Raw genomic sequence first — 18,596 nt, 5'->3', positions numbered from 1 at the left:
TGACGCTAATCCCCGCTGTCGTAGACTCCGAGCATCCGTCAGGGAGTAACGGTTATGCGGCGTTTTCGTGGTTGGGTTGTCGGATTGACCTTTGTAACGTGTGCAGTTCAGGCTCAAACGCCCGCGCCAGACGATCCGCTGCTGGATAACGGCGGGGCGGCGAATGCGTCGGCCAGCAGTGAAGCGCGCGGGGTGTTGCGGGCGCGGGATCAGGCGACGCTGGCCAGTGAGTTGTCGGGGCGGATTATCGAGTTGCCGTTCAGCGAGGGCGAGTCGTTCAAGAAGGGCGATACCCTGGCGCGGTTCGACTGTTCGGCTTATCAGGCCCAGTTGAACGCCGCGCAAGCCGCCAGCCGTGGCGCCGGTGAAGAGCTGGCGCACAACCGGCAACTGGCGGCGCTCAATTCCGTCGGGCGTTTCGAAGTGGCCCGGGCCGAAGCCAAGGTCAGCGAGACCCAGGCGCAATCTCAGGTTTATCAAGTCCAGGTCAAACGCTGCAGCGTGGTTGCGCCATTCGACGGGCAAGTGGTCGAGCGCAAGGTGCAACGCTACGAAAGCGTGCCGGCCGGTGCACCGCTGCTCGATGTGGTCGACAACCGCACGCTGGAAATCCATCTGCTGGTGCCGTCGCGCTGGATGGCCAGGCTCAAGCCCGGTCAGTCGTTCAGCTTCGTGCCCGATGAAACCGGTCAGGCCATCGACGCCACGGTCAAACGCCTCGGTGCGCGGATCGATGAGGGCAGTCAGACCCTGTTGCTGGTCGCAACACTCCCCGAAGCCAAAGGCTTGCTCGCCGGTATGAGCGGCACCGCGCGTTTTCCGGAGCTTAAGTGAACGCCCCGGTGAGCGGCGCCGCCGAGCAAGTGTTCGCGCGGTTTCTCGATCTCGAACGGCAGACCCGCGCGGCCCAAGACATTTCGCAACTGGCCTACAGCCTGGTCAATGACGGCCAGTCGCTGTTCGGTTTTCGCCATGCGGCGCTGTTGATCGCCGGCAAGGTGCAGGCGGTGACCGGGGTCAGCGCGGTGGAGCCGAATGCGCCGTTCGTGGCGTTCGTCGAGCAGGCTGTGGCGCAGTTGTTCAAGCAGGATGTGCTGAAACAGGCGCGGGTGATCACGCCGGAAATGGTCGGCGAATCGATTCAGGCCGATTGGCGCAGCCTGTCGGCCATGCAAGTGTTCTGGTTGCCGCTGATCGACCGTCAGGGTCAGGTGTTCGGCGGTTTGTGGCTGGCCCGTGATCTGCCGTGGAACCCTTCCGAGCAAGTGCTGCTGTCGCAACTGGGCGACACCTACAGCCATGCCTGGCTGGCGTTGCAACCGCGAAAACCTTGGCGGCTGCGCTGGACCCGTAAACGCCAGGTGGCGCTGGTCGCCTTGTTGTTGCTCGGGCTGTTGATCCCGGTGCGCCAGTCGGTGCTGGCGCCCGCCGAAGTGGTGCCTCAGGGCGGGCGCGTTGTCGCCGCACCGCTGGACGGGGTGATCGCCGAGTTTCTGGTCAAACCCAACCAGAGCGTGAAAGCCGATGACCTGTTGCTGCGTTTTGAAAGCACGACGCTGAAGGCTCAGGCCGATGTCGCCGAGCGTGCGCTCGGGGTCGCCGAAGCGGAGCTCAAAGCCAATTCCCAGCGCTCGTTCGTTGATGCCGAATCCAGCTCCCGGGTCGACCTGCTGGCCGCCCGCGCCGAACAGAAACGCGCCGAACGCGACTACGCCCGCGAACTGCTCAACCGCAGCGAAGTGCGTGCCGAGCGCGACGGCATTGCGGTGTTCGCCGATGCCGAGCGCTGGACCGGCAAACCGGTGCAGACCGGCGAACGGCTGATGGAAATCGCCGACCCGAGCCAGGCCGAACTGCGTATCGAACTGGCCGTGGGCGACGCGATCTCGCTGGAGCCGGGCGCCGAAGTCGCGCTGTTTCTCGACAGCGACCCGTTGCAACGTCACCTCGCCACCCTCGAACGTTCGGCCTACGAGGCGCAGCCCACCGCCGGCGGCCAGTTGGCCTATCGGCTGGACGCCAATTTCGCCGACGCACCGCCGCGCATCGGCCTGCGCGGCACCGCCAAAATTTTCGGCGACCGCGCGCCGCTGGCCCTGTACCTGCTGCGGCGTCCGCTCGCCGGGCTGCGCCAGAGCGTAGGCCTTTAAATGACCCTGCCGAGCCTGCGTGCCGACCTGCAATTGTCGCCCGCGGCGCCGGCATTGGACGGTTCGCCGCGCTGGACCCTGGCCGACCCGGTGCGCGGGCGCTACTTCAAACTCGGCACGGCGGCCATGCGCCTGTTGCGCCACTGGTCGCTGGGCGATCCCGAACAAGTGCTGCGCGCCGCCAACCGTGAACCGGGGTTGCCTCTGGACGGCAACGAGCTGGCGCAACTGCTGGAGTTCCTGCGCGGTCACGATCTGATCAGTGCCCTCGACGAGCAACAGCGCGCCAGTTATCGGCTCAAGGCCCTCGTACAACGCCAGAGCCTGTGGAAAATCCTGCTGCATCAATACCTGTTCTTCCGCATTCCACTGTGGCGCCCGGACGCTTTTCTCAACCGTGCCTGGCCGTGGCTGGAGCGCTTCGGTCCGAAGGTTTTGCGCTACGGTCTGCCGGCGACGCTGGCGCTCGGGGTGTTTCTGGTGTCGCGGGACTGGCAGCGGTTCGTCGGCACCTTTCCGCACCTGTTCAGCCTCGGCGGCGCGATCGCGTTCGGCATCTCGCTGTTCTTCGCCAAGCTCTGTCACGAGTTCGGTCATGCGTTCATGGCCAAGCGCGCCGGGTGTCGGGTGCAAAGCATGGGCGTGGCGTTCATGGTCTTGCTGCCGATGTTCTACACCGATGTCAGCGATGCCTGGCGGGTCAATGATCGACGTGCGCGACTGCTGATCGGTGCCGGTGGGGTGCTGGCGGAATTACTGCTGGCGAGCATCGCGCTGCTGGTCTGGTCGTTCCTGCCGGACGGGCCCGGTCGCACGGCGGCGTTCATGCTCGCCAGCGCGACGTGGATCACCACACTGGTGGTCAATCTCAACCCCTTCATGCGCTTCGATGGCTACTTTCTGCTCAGCGACTTATGGGAAGTCGACAATTTGCAGGGCCGGGCCTTTGCCCTGTGTCGCTGGCGGCTGCGGGAGTTTCTGTTCGGCTATGGCGCTCCGGCGCCGGAGCCTTGGTCGCCGACGATGCAGCGGCGTTTGCTGATCTGGGGGTATGGCTCGTGGTTATGGCGTGCGGCGTTGTTTTTCGGGATCGCGCTGGCGGTCTATCACTTGTTCTTCAAGGTGTTGGGGATCTTCCTGATGCTGGTGGAGCTGGTGTGGTTCATCTTTCTGCCGATCATGAGTGAGTGGCGCCAGTGGTGGAGCCGCCGCGAACAGGCTCACGGCCCTCGGGTGTTGCTCAGCAGCCTGGCGGTACTCGGCTTGTTGCTGGTGCTGATCGTGCCGTGGCGCAGTTCGGTGGAATTGCCGACGATGCTCGAGGGCGGTCGCGCCAGTGCCTTGCACGCACCGACGGCGGCGCGGGTCAAAGCCGTGAAGGTCGAGGATGGTCAGACCGTGGCTCAGGGCGACGTGCTGATCGAGCTGGAATCGCCGGACCTCGATTCGCGGCAGGCCATCGTCCGCCGGGAAATCCGCATCCAGCAATTGCTGATGCGCCGTCAGGCTGGCCGCAGTGAAACCGCTGCCGACGCCGGCATCGTCGAGCAACGCCTTGCCGAAGCGGTGGCGGAATACCGTGGCCTGACTGCTCAACGTGAACGCCTGCTGTTGCGCGCACCTCATGCGGGCACCGTGCGTGATCTGCTGCCAAATCTGACGCCGGGTCGCTGGCTGTCGAGCAAGGATGCGCTGGCGCGGGTGGTCGAGGACGGCACGCGACTGCGTGGTTACCTGGCCGAAGCCGAACTGTGGCGGGTCAAGCCCGGTGCCACCGGGCGGTTTATCGCCGACGACCCGATGCATGCCGCCATCGCGGTGCAACTCAATGAAATCGACACCAACGGTGTGGCCTATGTCGATCAGGAGGCGCTGACCTCCGATCACCACGGGCCGATTGCCGTGCGCCGCGATCAGCAGCAACGAGCGGAACCGGTGCAGGCGCAATACGGCGTGCGTTTGACTACGCTGGATCAGGCACCGACCCCGGTGCAGCCGCTGCGCGGCGTGGTGGTGTTGCAGGGCAGCGGCGAATCGGTGCTCGGCGTGGCCTGGCGCCGGATGGCGGCGCTGGGGGTCAGGGAAAGCGGTTTCTAGGGAGCATTAAGATGACGGACAACCTGGCGGCGGGCGGATTGGTGGTGCGGCCTTCGCGGGCGTCGGACGGGCCATTTCTGCACAGCCTCTATCAATCGGCGCGGCCGGATCTGCAATGGATCGACGGCGAGCAGGAGCAAGTGCAGCAAATCGTCGCCCAGCAGTTTCAGGTGCAGGAGCAGGGCATGGGGGAAAACCATCCCAACGCCATGCACTACATCGTGGAAAAACTCGGCACGGCCATCGGCGCACTCAGCACCGATTTCGGCGTCAATGAAATCCGCGTGTTGTACCTCGCGTTCATTCCACAGGCCCGGGGCAAAGGTTACGGACGAACCGTGCTGCAAGGCGTGCAAAAAGCCGCGCAGCAAGTGCGCTGCCCGGTGGCGACGGTGGTCTGGGCCAACAACCCCCATGCGCGCCAGCATTACCTGGCGCTGGGTTTTGCGGTGGAGGAGCGCAACCCGGCGGCGGAGCGGCTGGTGTGGTATCCACAGGCTTGAGTCAGATGATCGAGTCAATGTCGAAAGTGTGGGGCGCGCCGATTCTGTGGCCGTAGAGCGTTACCAGCAGCGGGTCATCCTCAGCGGCTTCCGGTGCCATGGCCAGCTGTTCGGCTGCGAGGTTTTCCGGGTGCAGCTGCCAGCGCGGCAGGCTTTCGGCCAGACGTTCCGGTTGTTTTGCCAGCGATCCATAAACATCCGTGGTCGTCAGGCGCCGGTGCCGCAGACTGGCCAGCCGTTCGCGGGTCGTGCGGATGTTCTCGATTTCATGATTGAGCGCTTCGACGATGTTTTTCCGGCTGCGCACATAGCTGTCCGGCCGTCCCGGCAAATTGCTGCGCTGGCGGCGCAACTGATCGGTGATGCGCTGCAGCGCTGTCTCAACCAGCGCGAATTCTCGCTCGGTAACCAGCGTGCGGTTTGACTCCTGTGCCTCCTGCCAACGCCGCAACACCGCCCAGCACGCCGGGATGTAGGCCCCGGTCATCGAATGGTGCCCGGCGTCGAAGATCTGCTTGAGCAACGTCGGCCGATCCGGCAGGCCGTGCCGCTGCCGGATCGCCACGTCGCAGGCTGCGTGCTGGGTGATGGTGTCGCAGCCCGGCTCCCAGAGGATTGACGACACCTGCTGGCGGCCGAACTCCACCGGCATGGCGTGTCGCAAACGGCCGTGGTGGTCGTAGGCTTCCCCGGTCCAGTTGGTGATGCCCGCGACGAACACCGACAGACCGAGCGGGACATTCACGAAGGTCAGCGCTGCCCCGGTGCCGTAGATATCGGCCTTGGTGTTCATCCAGCTGCCGGGCACGCTGGGCACCGGGTCGTTGTGGTTGACCATGCGGTGATGCACGAGATCGGCTGCACCCTTAACGAAATCCGCGTCGCCGGCGCGGGGGGCGCCGTAGGTGTAGAGCTGGATTTTGTAGCCCTCAGGCCTACGGCGGAGCATTTCGGCCAGCAGCAGCGTGATTGCGCCACCGAGGCTGTGGCCGCAGATCAGGAGTGTTTGGCCGGTGTAGAACTTTTCGAGGTAATTGACGGCGAATGCGCCAGCTTTTTTGGCCGCTTCATAGAAACCTCGATGTACCTGGCCTTCGCCTTCCGCAAACGGCACCTGCAAGGCATCGGCATCGCGTAACCCATCGGCGACGATCTCGGCGGTGCCGCGAACGGCGATCAGGATCAGTTCGTCGTTGTGGGTGATGAAGGCTTGGGTGTCGGTAGCCTCATTTCCTTCGCTTCTGTCATCAAGGAAGTGAACCTTGGCTGGATGTTCTTGCGACTCGATCCTCTTCGGGTCATTCACTTCGTACAGATCCGAGTCGAATGGAACGATTTCCAGGCGTTTGGAATACGGCACGTCTTCGTACAGAGGGTAATAGGCTTTGATTTGATTCGAGTCGACTTTCCATAGTTCGTCGGACTTGGCCAAGGCGTCGCCAAACCAATTGCCTACGCTGGGTTGCAAAGGAAAGGTCACTCGATTTTCTTTGATGGGAGCACTTTCTGGCTTCTGACCGAAGGGGCAGTAGCTCAAGGTTGCCATCAATGAGAGCTGGTACAGATTGAGTGCACAGAATTGCGAAGCTGTGGATAACATCGGTCGCAACGCGCGTAGCGGGCGCACTTCAAGGACAGTGTGACGTTGTGGCATCAGAGCGACACCCAGTTTGCCGTGTTCGCGCATGATGGCTGCACAGCCGGAGTCGAGAGGGTAATCGCGATACACCTCGGGTGGCAGATGCGAGGCATATCTGACCAGGTGACGGACTTCGACTTGAAAGTAGTCTGCACCGTCAGCAATCTCGGGTCGTTCCCGTGTGCGGGTGGCATTCCGGTTCAGATAACGAGTTTTTTCGGCGCGTACCTGAAGTTCGGTTATTTTTAGGGGGTAATGTCGCCTGCTTTGCAAACTTGAGTAGAGCTGTTCCTTTCCTTCATACGATTGATCAAATAGCAACGATATAGGCCCCGCAAAGTGATAGTCCACTCTGCCCTTGCCCGCTGCATCCAGACGTCCTATGTATTTATGGCCTTCCGAATCAGTGGCGACATAGGCCAATCCAGCATAGGGCTCACCCGAGTAAAACTCATCGATGAGTTGAAAACTTGTCCATTTGCCACCGGCAGGACATGTCAGCATGCGGCCGCCTAACGGCGACGGCAGATCCTTTTCAATTGATTCCATCGTGAAACCTCCTTACTCAGTGCAACTTGGATAAATGGTGCAGACTCGGCCATCCGGCATTGTGAAAGTGCTGAAGTCGGTGTAGTTGCCATAACAAAAGGCGTACTGATCCTCAAAGTTGTCGCCTAAGCATCGCTTCCAGCCATTTGGAAAATTTACCCAGGTGTCCCTGAAGTAAGGTTGTTCTTCCCTTGCTACTTTGATTTTCATCCTCACGGTTGTGCCTGGAAGTTGATCGTGGGTGTATGCCGCAAACGGGCGCCCCGGCTGTGGAGTGCCCTGAGCATCGGTTTCCTTGCAGTCGAGTATTTTTCGCAGGATCCTCGGCTTACCTGAGGTGCGAAAAAGCCACTGACATTGGCCATAGAAAATGCTTAGACCTTTATGGTTAAAAGTGCCTTTGTAGCGATCGTCCAATTCCGACCGTATAACAACAGCTGCACTATCAGCGCTAATGTCGCTCCAGTCCTTCCCGTAGGCGGCTCTGATGTCCAGATCAATTCGACGTATTACCATCGGGCAACCATTGGTGGTCTTCCGGATTGCGATTTCGGAAACCGGCTCGTACTTTTCTCGCCAATTCCTGTTGTATCTGTTGGCTGTTTTGCGGAGGTCGATGGCTCTGCAGTTTTCACTACTATTGATCGGCTCATACTCTGCGAGGGCTTCATAGGCGAACCCTGGCGGGAGCTCTGCCGTGAAAGTGAATGTATTTGGCGGTTCGGTTTTGCACCCAGCGATGAGGGCAAGGCAAACAACCAAAGTCGCACTGCGCAGCGCGAGTTCAATCGTCGGGGAGGCCAGTGTTGGAGATTGCAGCTCCTTTTGAATTGATGTCATGGCGAAACCTCCTTATTCCGTACAGCCCGGATAAATGGTGCAGACTCGGCCATCAGGCATTTTGAATGTGCTGAAGTCGGTGTAATTGCCGTTGCAATAGGCATGCGGATCGTCATATCCATCACCCAGGCATCGCTTCCAGCCATTCGGAACTTTCACCCACGTATCCCCCCATCCGGGTTTCTCTTCCTCTGCCAAAGTAATCTTCATCCTCACCGTTTTGCCCGGCAGTTGATCAGGGTTAAAAGCCCCGAAGGTCTTCCCGTAGGCACGTGCTCCTTGGGCATCGACCGTTCTGCAATCCAGGATTTTTCTTAGAATTCGCGGTTTGCCCGAGGTGCGAAACCACCACTCGCACTGACCGTGGAAGGTGCTTTCACCGGCCTCGTTGAATACGCCTTTGAACTGCTCCTCCAGATCATCGCGGATGAAAACCATGGCTTCGTCACCACTGAAGTCGCCCCGTGTTTTGCCATAGCTCGAGTTGATCTCCAGCTCGATTCGCCTCACGACCAACGGACACCCCTTAACAATCTTGCGAATCGTGATCTCGGCATCCGGCTTGTACTCCGTGCGCCACTTGCTGTTGAACACCGGCGCAAGGTTGTCGCGCCTGTCGACCGTGCAGGTCTGGCCTTTCTCGGGTACGTAATAAACCACTGCGACGTAGGCAAACCCCGGTGGTAGATCGGCTGTGAATTTGAAGGTGTTGGGCGGTTTTCCCTGGCAGCCCCCCAGTGCCGCGAAGGCGCCGATCAGGACGATGCTCTTGAGCTGAATCTTCATGAAGGCATCTCCCCGCTCCAGCTCTTCGAAAGCAGGTAAACCCGATCAAAGTGCTCATCCGGCGTTTCGTCCGGTCGGGGTTGCCAATGAGGCGCGAGGGTCGGGGTTTGCAGGCTCTGGATCAGCAGAAATTCCAGCCGCTCCGGCGCCAGCCAGCCCCAGGCTTCGGCCTGTGCCAGTCGCTCGCGTAGCCAGATGTGCGGGTCCTGCGAGCCCGCCAGCCCGGCGTAGGCCTGCACATGCTCGGCCAGCAGAAAACGGTGGGCATTGGCCAGACGAATCTCCATGGCGGGCTGATCGGGCATCGGCAGGTGCAGCCATGGCGGCGAGTCCGGCAGCGGATTGGTGCCGGGCGCTGGGTTGTCGGTGCTTTGCCAATGCGAGCCCTGCCAGTAACACACGCTGATCGCCGGCCCGAGATACGCCGGTAGCGCCTCGACCGGCAGATGTTCCAGCGCCCGTGCCAGCACCCGGTTGTCGTGGAAGCGGTACAGCGCCTGATGCGGACGGGTGCCGACGAGCAGCCGCTCCTGCCAGTGCCTGACCCATGCCTTCAGTTCGCCCTGACCCAGGCTGGCGAGCCAGCCCCAATGGCTGTCGGGCCTGTCGAGCAGGGCGTCGAGGCGACGGTCGTCGGGCTGGTCGAAGGTGAACAGGAACGGGCCGGTGTCCGCCAGTTCGGCGACCACGGTTTCACCGTAGACGCTGGCGTACTGCTCGTAACGGCTGCTCTTCAGCCAGCGCTGGCGCATGTCGCGTTCGTTCTGCGAGTCGAGTACCAGGCACAGGAGGCGATCCGCCCGGTGTTGCTCGATCAGCCAGTGCGGCACAAAGGATTGGCTCATGCGGCGGCTCCCTCGATCAGGCACGCTCCTCCTCGACAGGCCTCGCAGATCGGGCAGAAATCTGCACCCAGCGTTTTGCTGTCAGCCATCAAGGCGGTTTGCGAGGGAGCTACTAGTGGCGGCAGAGGCGTCGATGGCGCCAGGTCTTCAACGCTGTCGGGCAGCAGAATCGGCGCGCGTAGAAAGGCCGCCGGTGCGCCGCCGATCAGCAGGTCGCTGCTACCGAAAAGACCACCGTGATCAAGCACAAAATGCTCGCCACCGACCTTCAGGCTGATGCTTTTTCCGGCCTCCAGTACCAGATGCTCGCCAGCGCTCAAACACACCTGCCCGGCAGCTTCGACCGTCAGCGACTGACCGATCCGGGTGTGGCTGTTCTGGCTGACGTGCAGGTAGTCGCTGGCCTTGAGATGGGTCTTGCGATCACCGGTAATGGTGCGTTGCTCTTCTGCGTGGAGCACGCTGACGCTGTTGCCCTTGATGGTTTCCCGGCGCTGGTTGCCGATATCCAGGTGACTGTCGTGCTCGATCTTCTGCTGCAGATCGCGCTGGGCGCGCAGATAGATCAGTTCCTGACCGGCGCGGTCTTCGATCATCAGCTCATTGAAGCCATTGCTGTCGGGCGTGCTGCGGGACCGGAACACGCTGCGGGTCTTGTGCGCCGGCAATTCATAGGGCACCGGGTTGGCGCTGTTGGCCAGGCAACCGCTGATCACCGGATGGTCGGGATCACCGTTGAGAAACGTCACCAGCACCTCCATGCCCACGCGCGGAATGATCACGCTGCCATGGGCGTTGCCGGCCCAGTTCGTGGTGGTCCGCAACCAGCAACTGCTCTTGTCGTTGTGCCGGCCTTCGCGGTCCCAGAAAAACTGCACCTTGACCCGGCCGTAACTGTCGCAATGGATGTCTTCGCCTTCCGGCCCGGTGACCACGGCGGTCTGGGTACAGCCGATGGAAGGTTTGTCGTAGCGCAACGGCGGGCGATAGATCGCATCCCACGGTGTGGCTTCGAAATGGTTGCGGTAGCCTTGGACGAAGTCGCTTTTATCGCTCACGGCGATGTCGCTGCCGCTTTCTTCGAGCACCTGAGGCTGTTGGCCTTCGTGTTCGATTTCGGTGAGCAGCCAAAGGTCGTTCAATGCGGGGTCGGGGTGTTCTGACAACGACAGGAAATGCCCCGACACCAGCGCCGGTTCGTCGCTGTCACCCTGAGCCACGCGCTCATCGCTGCGATGACGTTCCAGGATTCGTCGGGCGAGCAGTTTGCCGTGCTCCCGGTCGAGGACTCGCCCCGGATAGGCGTAATCCTCCAGATCAGGCTGACAGGTCTCGTTCGGTATCCGCGCGTCGGACTCCAGCACGATGCGCGCCCTTTCGAAATCGTAGGCGCGCCGACTGGCGCGACTGGTGCGGGTATTGAGCCCGCAGTCTAAACGGTGGATCACCGGCCGGTCGGCCACCATCGCGTTGCGCGGTTTGAACGGGGTCGGTCGGGCCAGCCTGGGAAACACGGTCTGGTCGTCGCCGAACACCAGCAGGTGCCTGTCGAGGCTGTGGCGAAAGTGATAGTGCAGGCCGTCTTCCTGGCACAGGCGCTGGATGAAGTGCAGGTCGGATTCGTTGTACTGCACGCAATATTCACGATCCGGCAGGGCCTGGCCGATCTGGAACAGGTAGCCATCCGCGTGAATGCCATGTTCCTGAAGAATCTGCCCGATGATTTGCGCAACGCTCAGGTGCTGAAAAACCCGCTGATTGAAACGATGGCCCAGATTCGTCAGACATGGCGCGAGGGTCAGGTGGTATTGCGTCAGCCGGTACCCGATATCGTCCCTTCCGATGTGCTGGATCTGTCCATGAACGCCATGGCCGTGGTCATCGAAGGCCAGAAAAACCTGCCGGTGCATGAGGCCGGGAAGATCGATGTCCGGTCTCGGGCTGACCAGTTTGACGTCGAAGGAGTAAGGCTGGCTGATGGATTCGGTGCCGGTGAAGGACAGCACCTGCAGGTCGTGTTTAAAGGCGTCGGTGATGAGGCGCAAACGAGCATTGGCATTGAACATCCGTTGTTCCTTGTCCTGTGACAGATTCGGAACAACGCTAACAAGATGAACCGCGAATTTATGTCGGACGTTTCCCAATTCATTCGGTTTAAAAGCCCGGATTACAAGGGCTTTAGCCGCATCCTACGGAATCGCCCTACAAGATTTTCAGAGTGGCGAATCAGTTGAACGAAATGCAGAAATACCCCAACTGCGGATCCCGCCCCAGCGCCGGCACCCGCGACACGAAGATGTCCTCTACCCGACCGAGTTCCGGCAAGTCCAGCGCGCATAAACCGTCGACAAACTCGGTCGGCACCAGGCTGTTGAATTCCAAGCAGAAGGGCATGCGTTCGCTGTAGCGGGTTTTCGCCGCGGGAACCTCATCAAGGTATTCGATCCGAATCGGCAAGGCCGTGCCATCGGGCAGGTAAAGCGTGCGTTGCTGCCCCAGCAACGGCTGGACATGTTGGATCTGCACCGCTTGCAGCATGGTTTGACTCCATTGAAAAAAGAACGGCCGGGGGCCATCAAGCCCCCGGCGTTTACTCAGTTGCGCGACGGGAACAGACCGTTCAGGGCAATGCTGAAGTTAAGGACCAGGGCCGGGTTCAAGACCTGCATTGGCTGACTGCCGCCAGTGGAGGAAATGTCTCCGGTAACGGTGGTGGTCACACCCTTGAGCGGTACCGGTGTGGCACCTTGGGCGTCGGAATAGATATTCGCCGAACCAGGGCCGCCGCCGGACGCGCCGATGTACGAATTGGTGGCGGTGGGCACAGTCGCCGGATTGCTGGCGGGTACTGCCAGCGAAAGGGCGGTGTTGGCCGTCAGGCCGGTCATGGCGTGGGTGTGATTGGGCATGTTGGCGATGGTGGCGGTGACGCTTTCTGTGCCGTACACCTCACCGATGACGCGCGGCGTCAGGCCCAGTCCGGTGCCTTGTGCGACGGGCACGCGACCTTGCAGGTTGGGCAGTTGAAAGTTGGTCGTGCCATTGCCGCCGTAGTAAGTGCCCAGCAAGGCGAACAGCGCCTGGTATTGCGAGATGCCCAGGATTTGCCCGTTGCACAAGGCCCAGCCACTCGGGGCGAAGTTGAAGGCGAACGGTTGAATCGTACCCATAAAGACTTCCATGGTTCCTCATCCTTCTGTTGTGTGGTCGGCGCGCCGCGCGGTCGCCCTTGTTGTCGGGCCGGTCGAAACGTTGTGCTGACTCCTTCCTTTTGCGCGGGCAGGTCACGCCACGCCGTAGCGTAGACCCGGATCGACGGACTTGCCGGACGTCGTCGTGGCCGCGCGTCGACTGTGGTGCTGGCCTACAGTGTTGGCAGTTGATGACGCAATTGTGTTCGCAAAAACGCTGAGGGGAGGTTGATGGAGGTCCTTCGCGAGACACCGCTGGGAGATACTCAAGATCCGTTCGCCGCACCGAATGCCGGTGTCCGGCGCCTGTTGCGCTGGGCGCGCGAGCACTGGTTGATACCGATCCTGCTGCTGGCCACCGTGGTGCGTTTTTATGACCTGACGGCTGCCGCGATCTGGGGCGATGAAGGTTCGAGCCTGCTGCTGGCGCGCTATTCGCCGGGCGGGATCTGGACGCATGCCGCGTTCGATGTGCATCCGCCGCTGTATTTCATGCTGCTGCACGGCTGGATCGGCGTGTTCGGCGACGGCCTCCTGGCCATTCGCAGCTTCAGCGCACTGGCCGGCATCGCCACGGTCGGACTCGGCGTGAGCCTGGTCGACCGGCTGGCCACTCGCCGCGCGGCGATCATCGCAGGGGTGTTGCTGGCGCTGCTGCCGACGGCGGTACGCTACAGCCAGGAAGTGCGCATGTATGCGTTGCTTGGTTTGCTGCTGATCGGTGCGACGCTGGTGCTGGTCAAGTGGATCCGGCGCCCGCAGCGTCACCGCTATCTGCTGATCTATGCGCTGCTGATGACGGCGGCGTTGTACACCCACTATTTCGCCGTGCTGGCGGCGCTGAGCCATTGGCTGTATCTGGGGTTGATCCGGCTGTTGCCGGGTTATCGCCTGAAGCATCTCCAGCGCAAGGATTGGTGGCTGGCCAATCTCGCCATCGTCGTGCTCTACTTGCCGTGGCTACCGAACCTGATCGACCTGCTGCAACACATGGACGCGCTCAAGGCCGGCGGCGATGTGGGCTGGGAAGATCCGGTGACCCTGTCTTCGCTGTCGTCGATGATCTGGCTCTGGTTGATTCAGGACGAGGGCGAACATCTCCCGTTGCTGCTGTTCGGGGGTGTGCCCCTGGCTTTGCTGGTGCTGGCGGCTGTCGCCGTCGCCCGTGATCGCAGCGTGAACCATGGCAGCGTGCTGCTGGCGGTCTACACCGGCGTGCCGTTGTTGCTGGTGTTCGCCGTGTCTTTCATTACGCCGATGTTCATCGAGCGTTACCTGACTGCCTACGCGCTGGGGTTGCCGATGCTGGCGGCGCTGGCCATCGACCGGCTCTACAGCAGCGTGCGCGTGCTGGCGATGGCGGTGCTGCTGTCGCTGGTCGGGGTCGAGATGATCGGGGTGAACAACAACGCCACGGTCGACCGCAATGACCAGTTCAACGTCATGGTCGATTACGTCAACCGCCACTTCGCCAGCGGCGACCGGATCGTCACCAGCGACATGCTCTGGTACCTCAGTTACGTCTATTACAACCGCACTGAGGCTCAAGTCCGGCTGTTTACGCCGCCCACTGCCGAAGGGCGCTCGACTCGCCCGAACCATTACGGTTTCGGCACGCTGGTGTCCGATGAGGTTTACCTTGATCGGTTGGGAGACCTGCCGAAGGACAGTGCCCGGGTCTGGTTGATCGGTGATCTGGACATGGAAGTATCCGATCCATTTCTGCCCTTGCCTGCGACCTGGCAACTGCGGGATCAGGTGCACGCGGGCGGGGCGAAAGCGCGACTTTTCTCGGTGCAGACGCCCGATGGATCGGGAGAGAACTGACTTAAACGCTTCACCATTTTATTCGCGATAAATACGAAGTTTTTAAGTCCGTTTTGCTCTTTTCTGATATCAAAACACTACTAGTCGAATGGGTATTGTTGGATTACGCTCATCAGACAAAAGGACTTACAAATACGGTGAAGGGATTGCAGCAGTTCCACTTTATCTCCGGCTTGCCGCGCTCAGGTTCTACCCTCCTTTCTGCAATCCTCCTGCAGAACCCGCGTTTTCATGCCGGCATGACCAGTCCGGTCGGCGCGCTGTTCTCCGGTGTCCTTGAACAATGCAGTGCCGGCAGCGAATTCGGCGCGGTGATCGACACCGACATGCGCCGCCGCCTTTTGCGCGGTCTGTTCGATTCCTACTACGCCGACAAGGCCGACAAACCGGTGGTGTTCGACACCAACCGCCAGTGGTCTGCGCGACTGCCGGCCATCAACGACCTGTTCCCTCAAGCCAAGGTCATCGCCTGTGTGCGCAACGTCGCCTGGGTGATGGACAGCCTGGAGCGGCTGTACCGCGCCAATCCTTTCGAAAACACCAAGCTGTTCGGCGATGCGGTCGAGCGCAACACGGTCTACAGCCGCTGCGAAACCCTGGCCCAGCGCAATCGCCTGGTGGGTTTTGCCTGGGCGGCGCTCAAGGAAGCCTATTACGGCGAGCACGCCGATTCGCTGCTGATCGTCGATTACGACCTGCTGACCCAAGCCCCGGAGCGGGTGCTGCGGCTGGTCTACGACTTCATCGGCGAACCCTGGTTCGAGCACGATTTCGAGCACCTGGCCTATGACGCGCCAGAGTTCGACCAGGCCCTCGGTGTGGCTGGCCTGCACAAGGTCAAACCCAAGGTCGCCCTGCAGTCGCGGCGCACGATCCTGCCGCCGGACCTTTTCAAGCAATACGCCGATCTGTCCTTCTGGCTCGATGGCTCAGCCAGCGCTGCCAATGTCATTCGTATGAAGTCCGACGCCGCGATCAGTTGATCGCGGCGTTTTCATTGATGCGTCAACAACTGTGTTCGAGTCCGGGTGAGCAACATGTGGTGGAGCAAGCAAAAGTCGCGGGTTACCGAAGGCCAACGGACGCTGGCGGCGCCCATGATCATGTCGCTCGAACCGCGCATGCTGTTCGACGGCGCCGTTGCGGCCACCGTCGCCGACACCGCCGCCCAGGCTGACAGCCATGCCACCGCCGACGCCGCGAAAGCACCGGCCGCCGACCACCCGAGCGCCAGCAAGGACACCCATGGTCAGGCCGATGCTACGCCCGCCGCCAGCCCGGTAGCCGTGCCGGGGCAGAGCGTGGTGTTCGTCGATTCCCGGGTCAAGGATGCCGACAGCCTGCTCAAGGGCGTGGCCCCTGGCACGCAAGTGGTCAAGCTCGATGCCGGCAAGGACGGTTTGCAGCAGATCGCCGATTATCTCGACCAGCATCAGGGCGTGAGCTCGGTGCAGATCATCGCCCATGGCAATGCCGGTGACCTGTGGCTGGGCAACAGTTATCTGTCGGCCGACAACGTTGCCCAGCGCAGCGCGATCCTGGCGGAAATCGGCAAGGACATGAACGCTGGCGGCGACATCCTGATCTACGGCTGTTACACCGCCGAAGGGGATCGTGGCCTGAGCTTCGTCGACTCGCTGGCGCAGCTGACCGGCCGCGACGTGGCCGCCTCCAGCAACCGCACGGGCTTGGGCGGCGACTGGGATCTGGAGATCGCCACCGGCACCATCGAAAGTGCCAACGTGCTGTCGACCCAGGCGATGAGCGAATACCAGTGGGGCCTGGCCACCTGGACCGCCACCAACAATGCCAACACCGGGGTCGGCTCGCTGCGCGCAGCGCTGGCGTCGGCGCAGAACGGCGACATCGTGACCTTCAGCTCCGGGATGACGGTGCAGCTCACCTCGGAATTGCTGATCAACAAGAACATCACCGTCGATGGTGACCTGAACAATGACGGGGTTGCCGACGTCACGCTCGATGGCCAATACCGGACCCGAGTGGTGGAAATCACCTCCGGCAGCACGGTGACCCTGGATGGTCTGGTCATTACCCGTGGCCTGGTTTCGGGCAACGGCGGTAATGGCGGCTACGGCGCAACCGGTGCCATGGGCGGGGGGATTTTCAACGCCGGTATCCTCACGTTGAACAACGTTACGGTGACCAGCAACGCGGCAGCCGGTGGTGGTGGTGGCGGAGGGGTCACCAGTGCGTATTACGGCGGCGGTGGCGGCGGTGGCGGCGGGATTGGCGGTCAGGGTGGCGGTCATGGTGGCACGGCCGGACCGGGCACCGGCACCCTTGGCGGGCAGGCCGGCAGCGGCGGCGTCGGCGGGTACGGCGGTGGCTACGACGCGACGCACATGGGGGGGCGCGGGGGCAGCAGCACGGGCGGTGCCGGCGGGCTGGGGGTGTCCTACTACAGCAACGGCGGCAATGGCGGCACGGCCACCAACGGCACGATTTCCATTGGCGGCGGCGGTGGCGGCGCAGGCTGGGACAAGGTCGGCGGCGCCGGCGGCAATGCCGCCGGTGGCATTTACAATGCTTCGACCGGCACCCTGAAAATCGTCGGCACCTCGGTCATCAGCAACAACCTCGGTGCGGGGGGCGGCGGTGGTGGTGGCGGCGGACTGGGCAGCAATGCTTCCAACGGCGGCATCGCCGGGCGCGGCGTCGGCGCCATCTGGAACCAGGGCGGCACGGTGCTTATCACGGCGGCCAACTTCGCCGCCATCAGCGGCAACGCCGCAGGCAGCGGTGCCGGTGGTACGGCATCGGGTGGTGGCACAAACGGTACTTCACCGGCCGCTGTCTCGACGATCTACAACAACGGCGGCACGCTCAACACCGCCTACGTGGAGCCGCCGACCGCGACTATCGTGATGGCCGACACGGCCCTGAAAATCGGCGAAACCTCGCTGGTCACCATCACCTTCAGCCGGGCAGTCACCGGGTTTACCAACGCCGACCTGACCATCGCCAACGGCACGCTGACATTGGTCAGCAGCAGCGACGGCGGCCTGACCTGGACGGCAACCTTCACGCCGACCAACAACATTACCGACAGCACCAACCTGATCACCCTCGACAACACCGGGGTGACCGCGATCAACGACGGCGTGGCGGGTGTCGGTACGACCAACTCCGTCAACTACGCCATCGACACCGCGCGGCCGACCGTGACCATCGTGATGTCCGATACGGCGTTGAAGATCGGCGATACGTCGCTGGTGACTTTCACCTTCAGTGAAGCGGTGACCGGTTTCACCAACGCCGATCTGTCTATCGCCAACGGCACGTTGAGCGCAGTGAGCAGCAGCGACGGCGGCATCACCTGGACCGGAACGTTCACCCCGAGCGCCAGCATCAGCGATACCACCAACCTGATTACCCTGGACAACACCGGTATCGCCGACCTTGCCGGTAACGCCGGCACCGGCACCACCGATTCGGTCAATTATGCGATCGATACCGTGCGGCCGACGGCAACCATTGTGGTGGCCGACACCAATCTGGCGGCCGGTGAAACCTCGCTGGTGACCATCACCTTCAGCGAAGCGGTCAGCGGTTTCACCAACGCCGACCTGACGATCGCCAACGGTACGCTGAGCGCGGTCAGCAGCAGCGACGGCGGCATCACCTGGACGGCGACGTTCACGCCGGCGGCGGGCATCACCGATACCACCAACCTGATCACCCTGGATAACACCGGCATCACCGACCTGGCAGGCAATGCCGGCAGCGGCACCACCGATTCCAACAACTATGCGGTCGACAGTCAGCGTCCGACGGCGACCATCGTCATGAGCGACATTGACCTGCGTCCCGGCGAAACCGCGCTGGTGACCATCACCTTCAGCGAGGCGGTGACCGGTTTCGACAACTCTGACCTGAGCGTCGCCAACGGCACGCTGAGCAATGTCTCGTCGAGCGACGGGGGCCTCACCTGGACGGCCACCTTCACGCCGAACATCGGTGTCAGCGACCTGACCAACCTGATTGTCCTGAACAACACCGGTATCACCGACCTGGCCGGCAACACCGGCACTGGCACCACCAACTCGGCCAATTACCAAGTGCAGACCCAGGTGCCGACTGCCACCATCGTGGTAGCCGACCCTGCGCTCAAGGCCGGGGAAACCTCGCTGGTTACCATCACTTTCAGC

Annotated in this window: 14 protein-coding genes; 7 read left to right on the top strand and 7 right to left on the bottom strand. The window is 62.0% G+C overall.

Translation table 11 applies throughout. The features are described 5' to 3' along the window. The first annotated feature begins 54 nt into the window (after positions 1-54). From EIY71_RS26645 to EIY71_RS26630, 4 genes are read left to right on the top strand one after another with little or no spacing between them, the layout of a single operon-like run. Positions 55-834: an efflux RND transporter periplasmic adaptor subunit gene (locus tag EIY71_RS26645; RefSeq protein WP_085748527.1), complete on the top strand. Its 780-nt coding sequence runs from the start codon at positions 55-57 to the stop codon at positions 832-834. Beyond that, complete coding sequence (locus tag EIY71_RS26640; protein WP_085748526.1) at positions 831-2,150, top strand: efflux RND transporter periplasmic adaptor subunit; 1,320 nt, start codon at positions 831-833, stop codon at positions 2,148-2,150. The genes EIY71_RS26645 and EIY71_RS26640 overlap by 4 nt, the downstream gene beginning before the upstream one ends. Further along, positions 2,151-4,247 carry a biotin/lipoyl-binding protein gene (locus tag EIY71_RS26635; protein WP_085748525.1) on the top strand — a complete coding sequence of 699 codons (2,097 nt, stop codon included), beginning with the start codon at positions 2,151-2,153 and terminating at the stop codon, positions 4,245-4,247. Between the two features lie 11 nt (positions 4,248-4,258). Continuing rightward, positions 4,259-4,750, top strand: a complete 492-nt coding sequence (locus EIY71_RS26630) for a GNAT family N-acetyltransferase (RefSeq protein WP_085748524.1) — start codon at positions 4,259-4,261, stop codon at positions 4,748-4,750. Position 4,751: 1 nt separating this feature from the next. Here EIY71_RS26630 and EIY71_RS26625 read toward each other — a convergent pair whose 3' ends face one another. From EIY71_RS26625 to EIY71_RS26595, 7 genes are all read right to left on the bottom strand, one after another. After that, complete coding sequence (locus tag EIY71_RS26625; RefSeq protein ID WP_134023753.1) at positions 4,752-6,938, bottom strand: lipase family protein; 2,187 nt, start codon at positions 6,936-6,938, stop codon at positions 4,752-4,754. A 12-nt stretch (positions 6,939-6,950) separates the two neighbouring features. Further along, entirely contained in the window at positions 6,951-7,778 is an 828-nt protein-coding gene (locus tag EIY71_RS26620) for a hypothetical protein (protein ID WP_256661108.1), read from the bottom strand. Positions 7,779-7,790: 12 nt separating this feature from the next. Beyond that, positions 7,791-8,564: a hypothetical protein gene (locus EIY71_RS26615; RefSeq protein ID WP_085748523.1), complete on the bottom strand. Its 774-nt coding sequence runs from the start codon at positions 8,562-8,564 to the stop codon at positions 7,791-7,793. After that, positions 8,561-9,409, bottom strand: a complete 849-nt coding sequence (locus tag EIY71_RS26610; RefSeq protein WP_102717892.1) for a DUF4123 domain-containing protein — start codon at positions 9,407-9,409, stop codon at positions 8,561-8,563. Before EIY71_RS26610 ends, EIY71_RS26615 begins: the two co-directional genes overlap by 4 nt. Beyond that, positions 9,406-11,475, bottom strand: coding sequence for a type VI secretion system tip protein VgrG (locus EIY71_RS26605; RefSeq protein ID WP_134023751.1), 2,070 nt, complete (start codon positions 11,473-11,475; stop codon positions 9,406-9,408). Before EIY71_RS26605 ends, EIY71_RS26610 begins: the two co-directional genes overlap by 4 nt. Positions 11,476-11,635: 160 nt before the next feature. Next, positions 11,636-11,947 (bottom strand): hypothetical protein, encoded by a 312-nt coding sequence (locus EIY71_RS26600; protein WP_011331869.1) that lies wholly within the window; start codon positions 11,945-11,947, stop codon positions 11,636-11,638. Positions 11,948-12,003: 56 nt separating this feature from the next. Continuing rightward, a complete protein-coding gene (locus tag EIY71_RS26595; RefSeq protein ID WP_129973976.1) occupies positions 12,004-12,591 on the bottom strand; it encodes a phage tail protein in 588 nt (195 codons plus the stop codon). Between the two features lie 240 nt (positions 12,592-12,831). Here EIY71_RS26595 and EIY71_RS26590 point away from each other — a divergent pair, with 240 nt between their 5' ends. The 3 genes from EIY71_RS26590 to EIY71_RS26580 form a co-directional block, all read left to right on the top strand. Further along, positions 12,832-14,427, top strand: a complete 1,596-nt coding sequence (locus EIY71_RS26590) for a glycosyltransferase family 39 protein (RefSeq protein ID WP_134023749.1) — start codon at positions 12,832-12,834, stop codon at positions 14,425-14,427. Positions 14,428-14,564: 137 nt separating this feature from the next. Next, positions 14,565-15,410: a sulfotransferase gene (locus EIY71_RS26585; RefSeq protein ID WP_011331872.1), complete on the top strand. Its 846-nt coding sequence runs from the start codon at positions 14,565-14,567 to the stop codon at positions 15,408-15,410. Between the two features lie 54 nt (positions 15,411-15,464). Then, positions 15,465-18,596, top strand: a 3,132-nt coding sequence (locus EIY71_RS26580) for an Ig-like domain-containing protein (protein WP_134023747.1), incomplete at its 3' end; no start/stop codon positions are given.

Origin of the sequence: Pseudomonas sp. CH235 (assembly GCF_004368175.1) — a bacterium.
Lineage (GTDB): Bacteria > Pseudomonadota > Gammaproteobacteria > Pseudomonadales > Pseudomonadaceae > Aquipseudomonas > Aquipseudomonas paraglycinae.
Note: the sequence above shows the minus strand (reverse complement) of the source record. Positions and strands in the feature narration are given on the sequence as shown.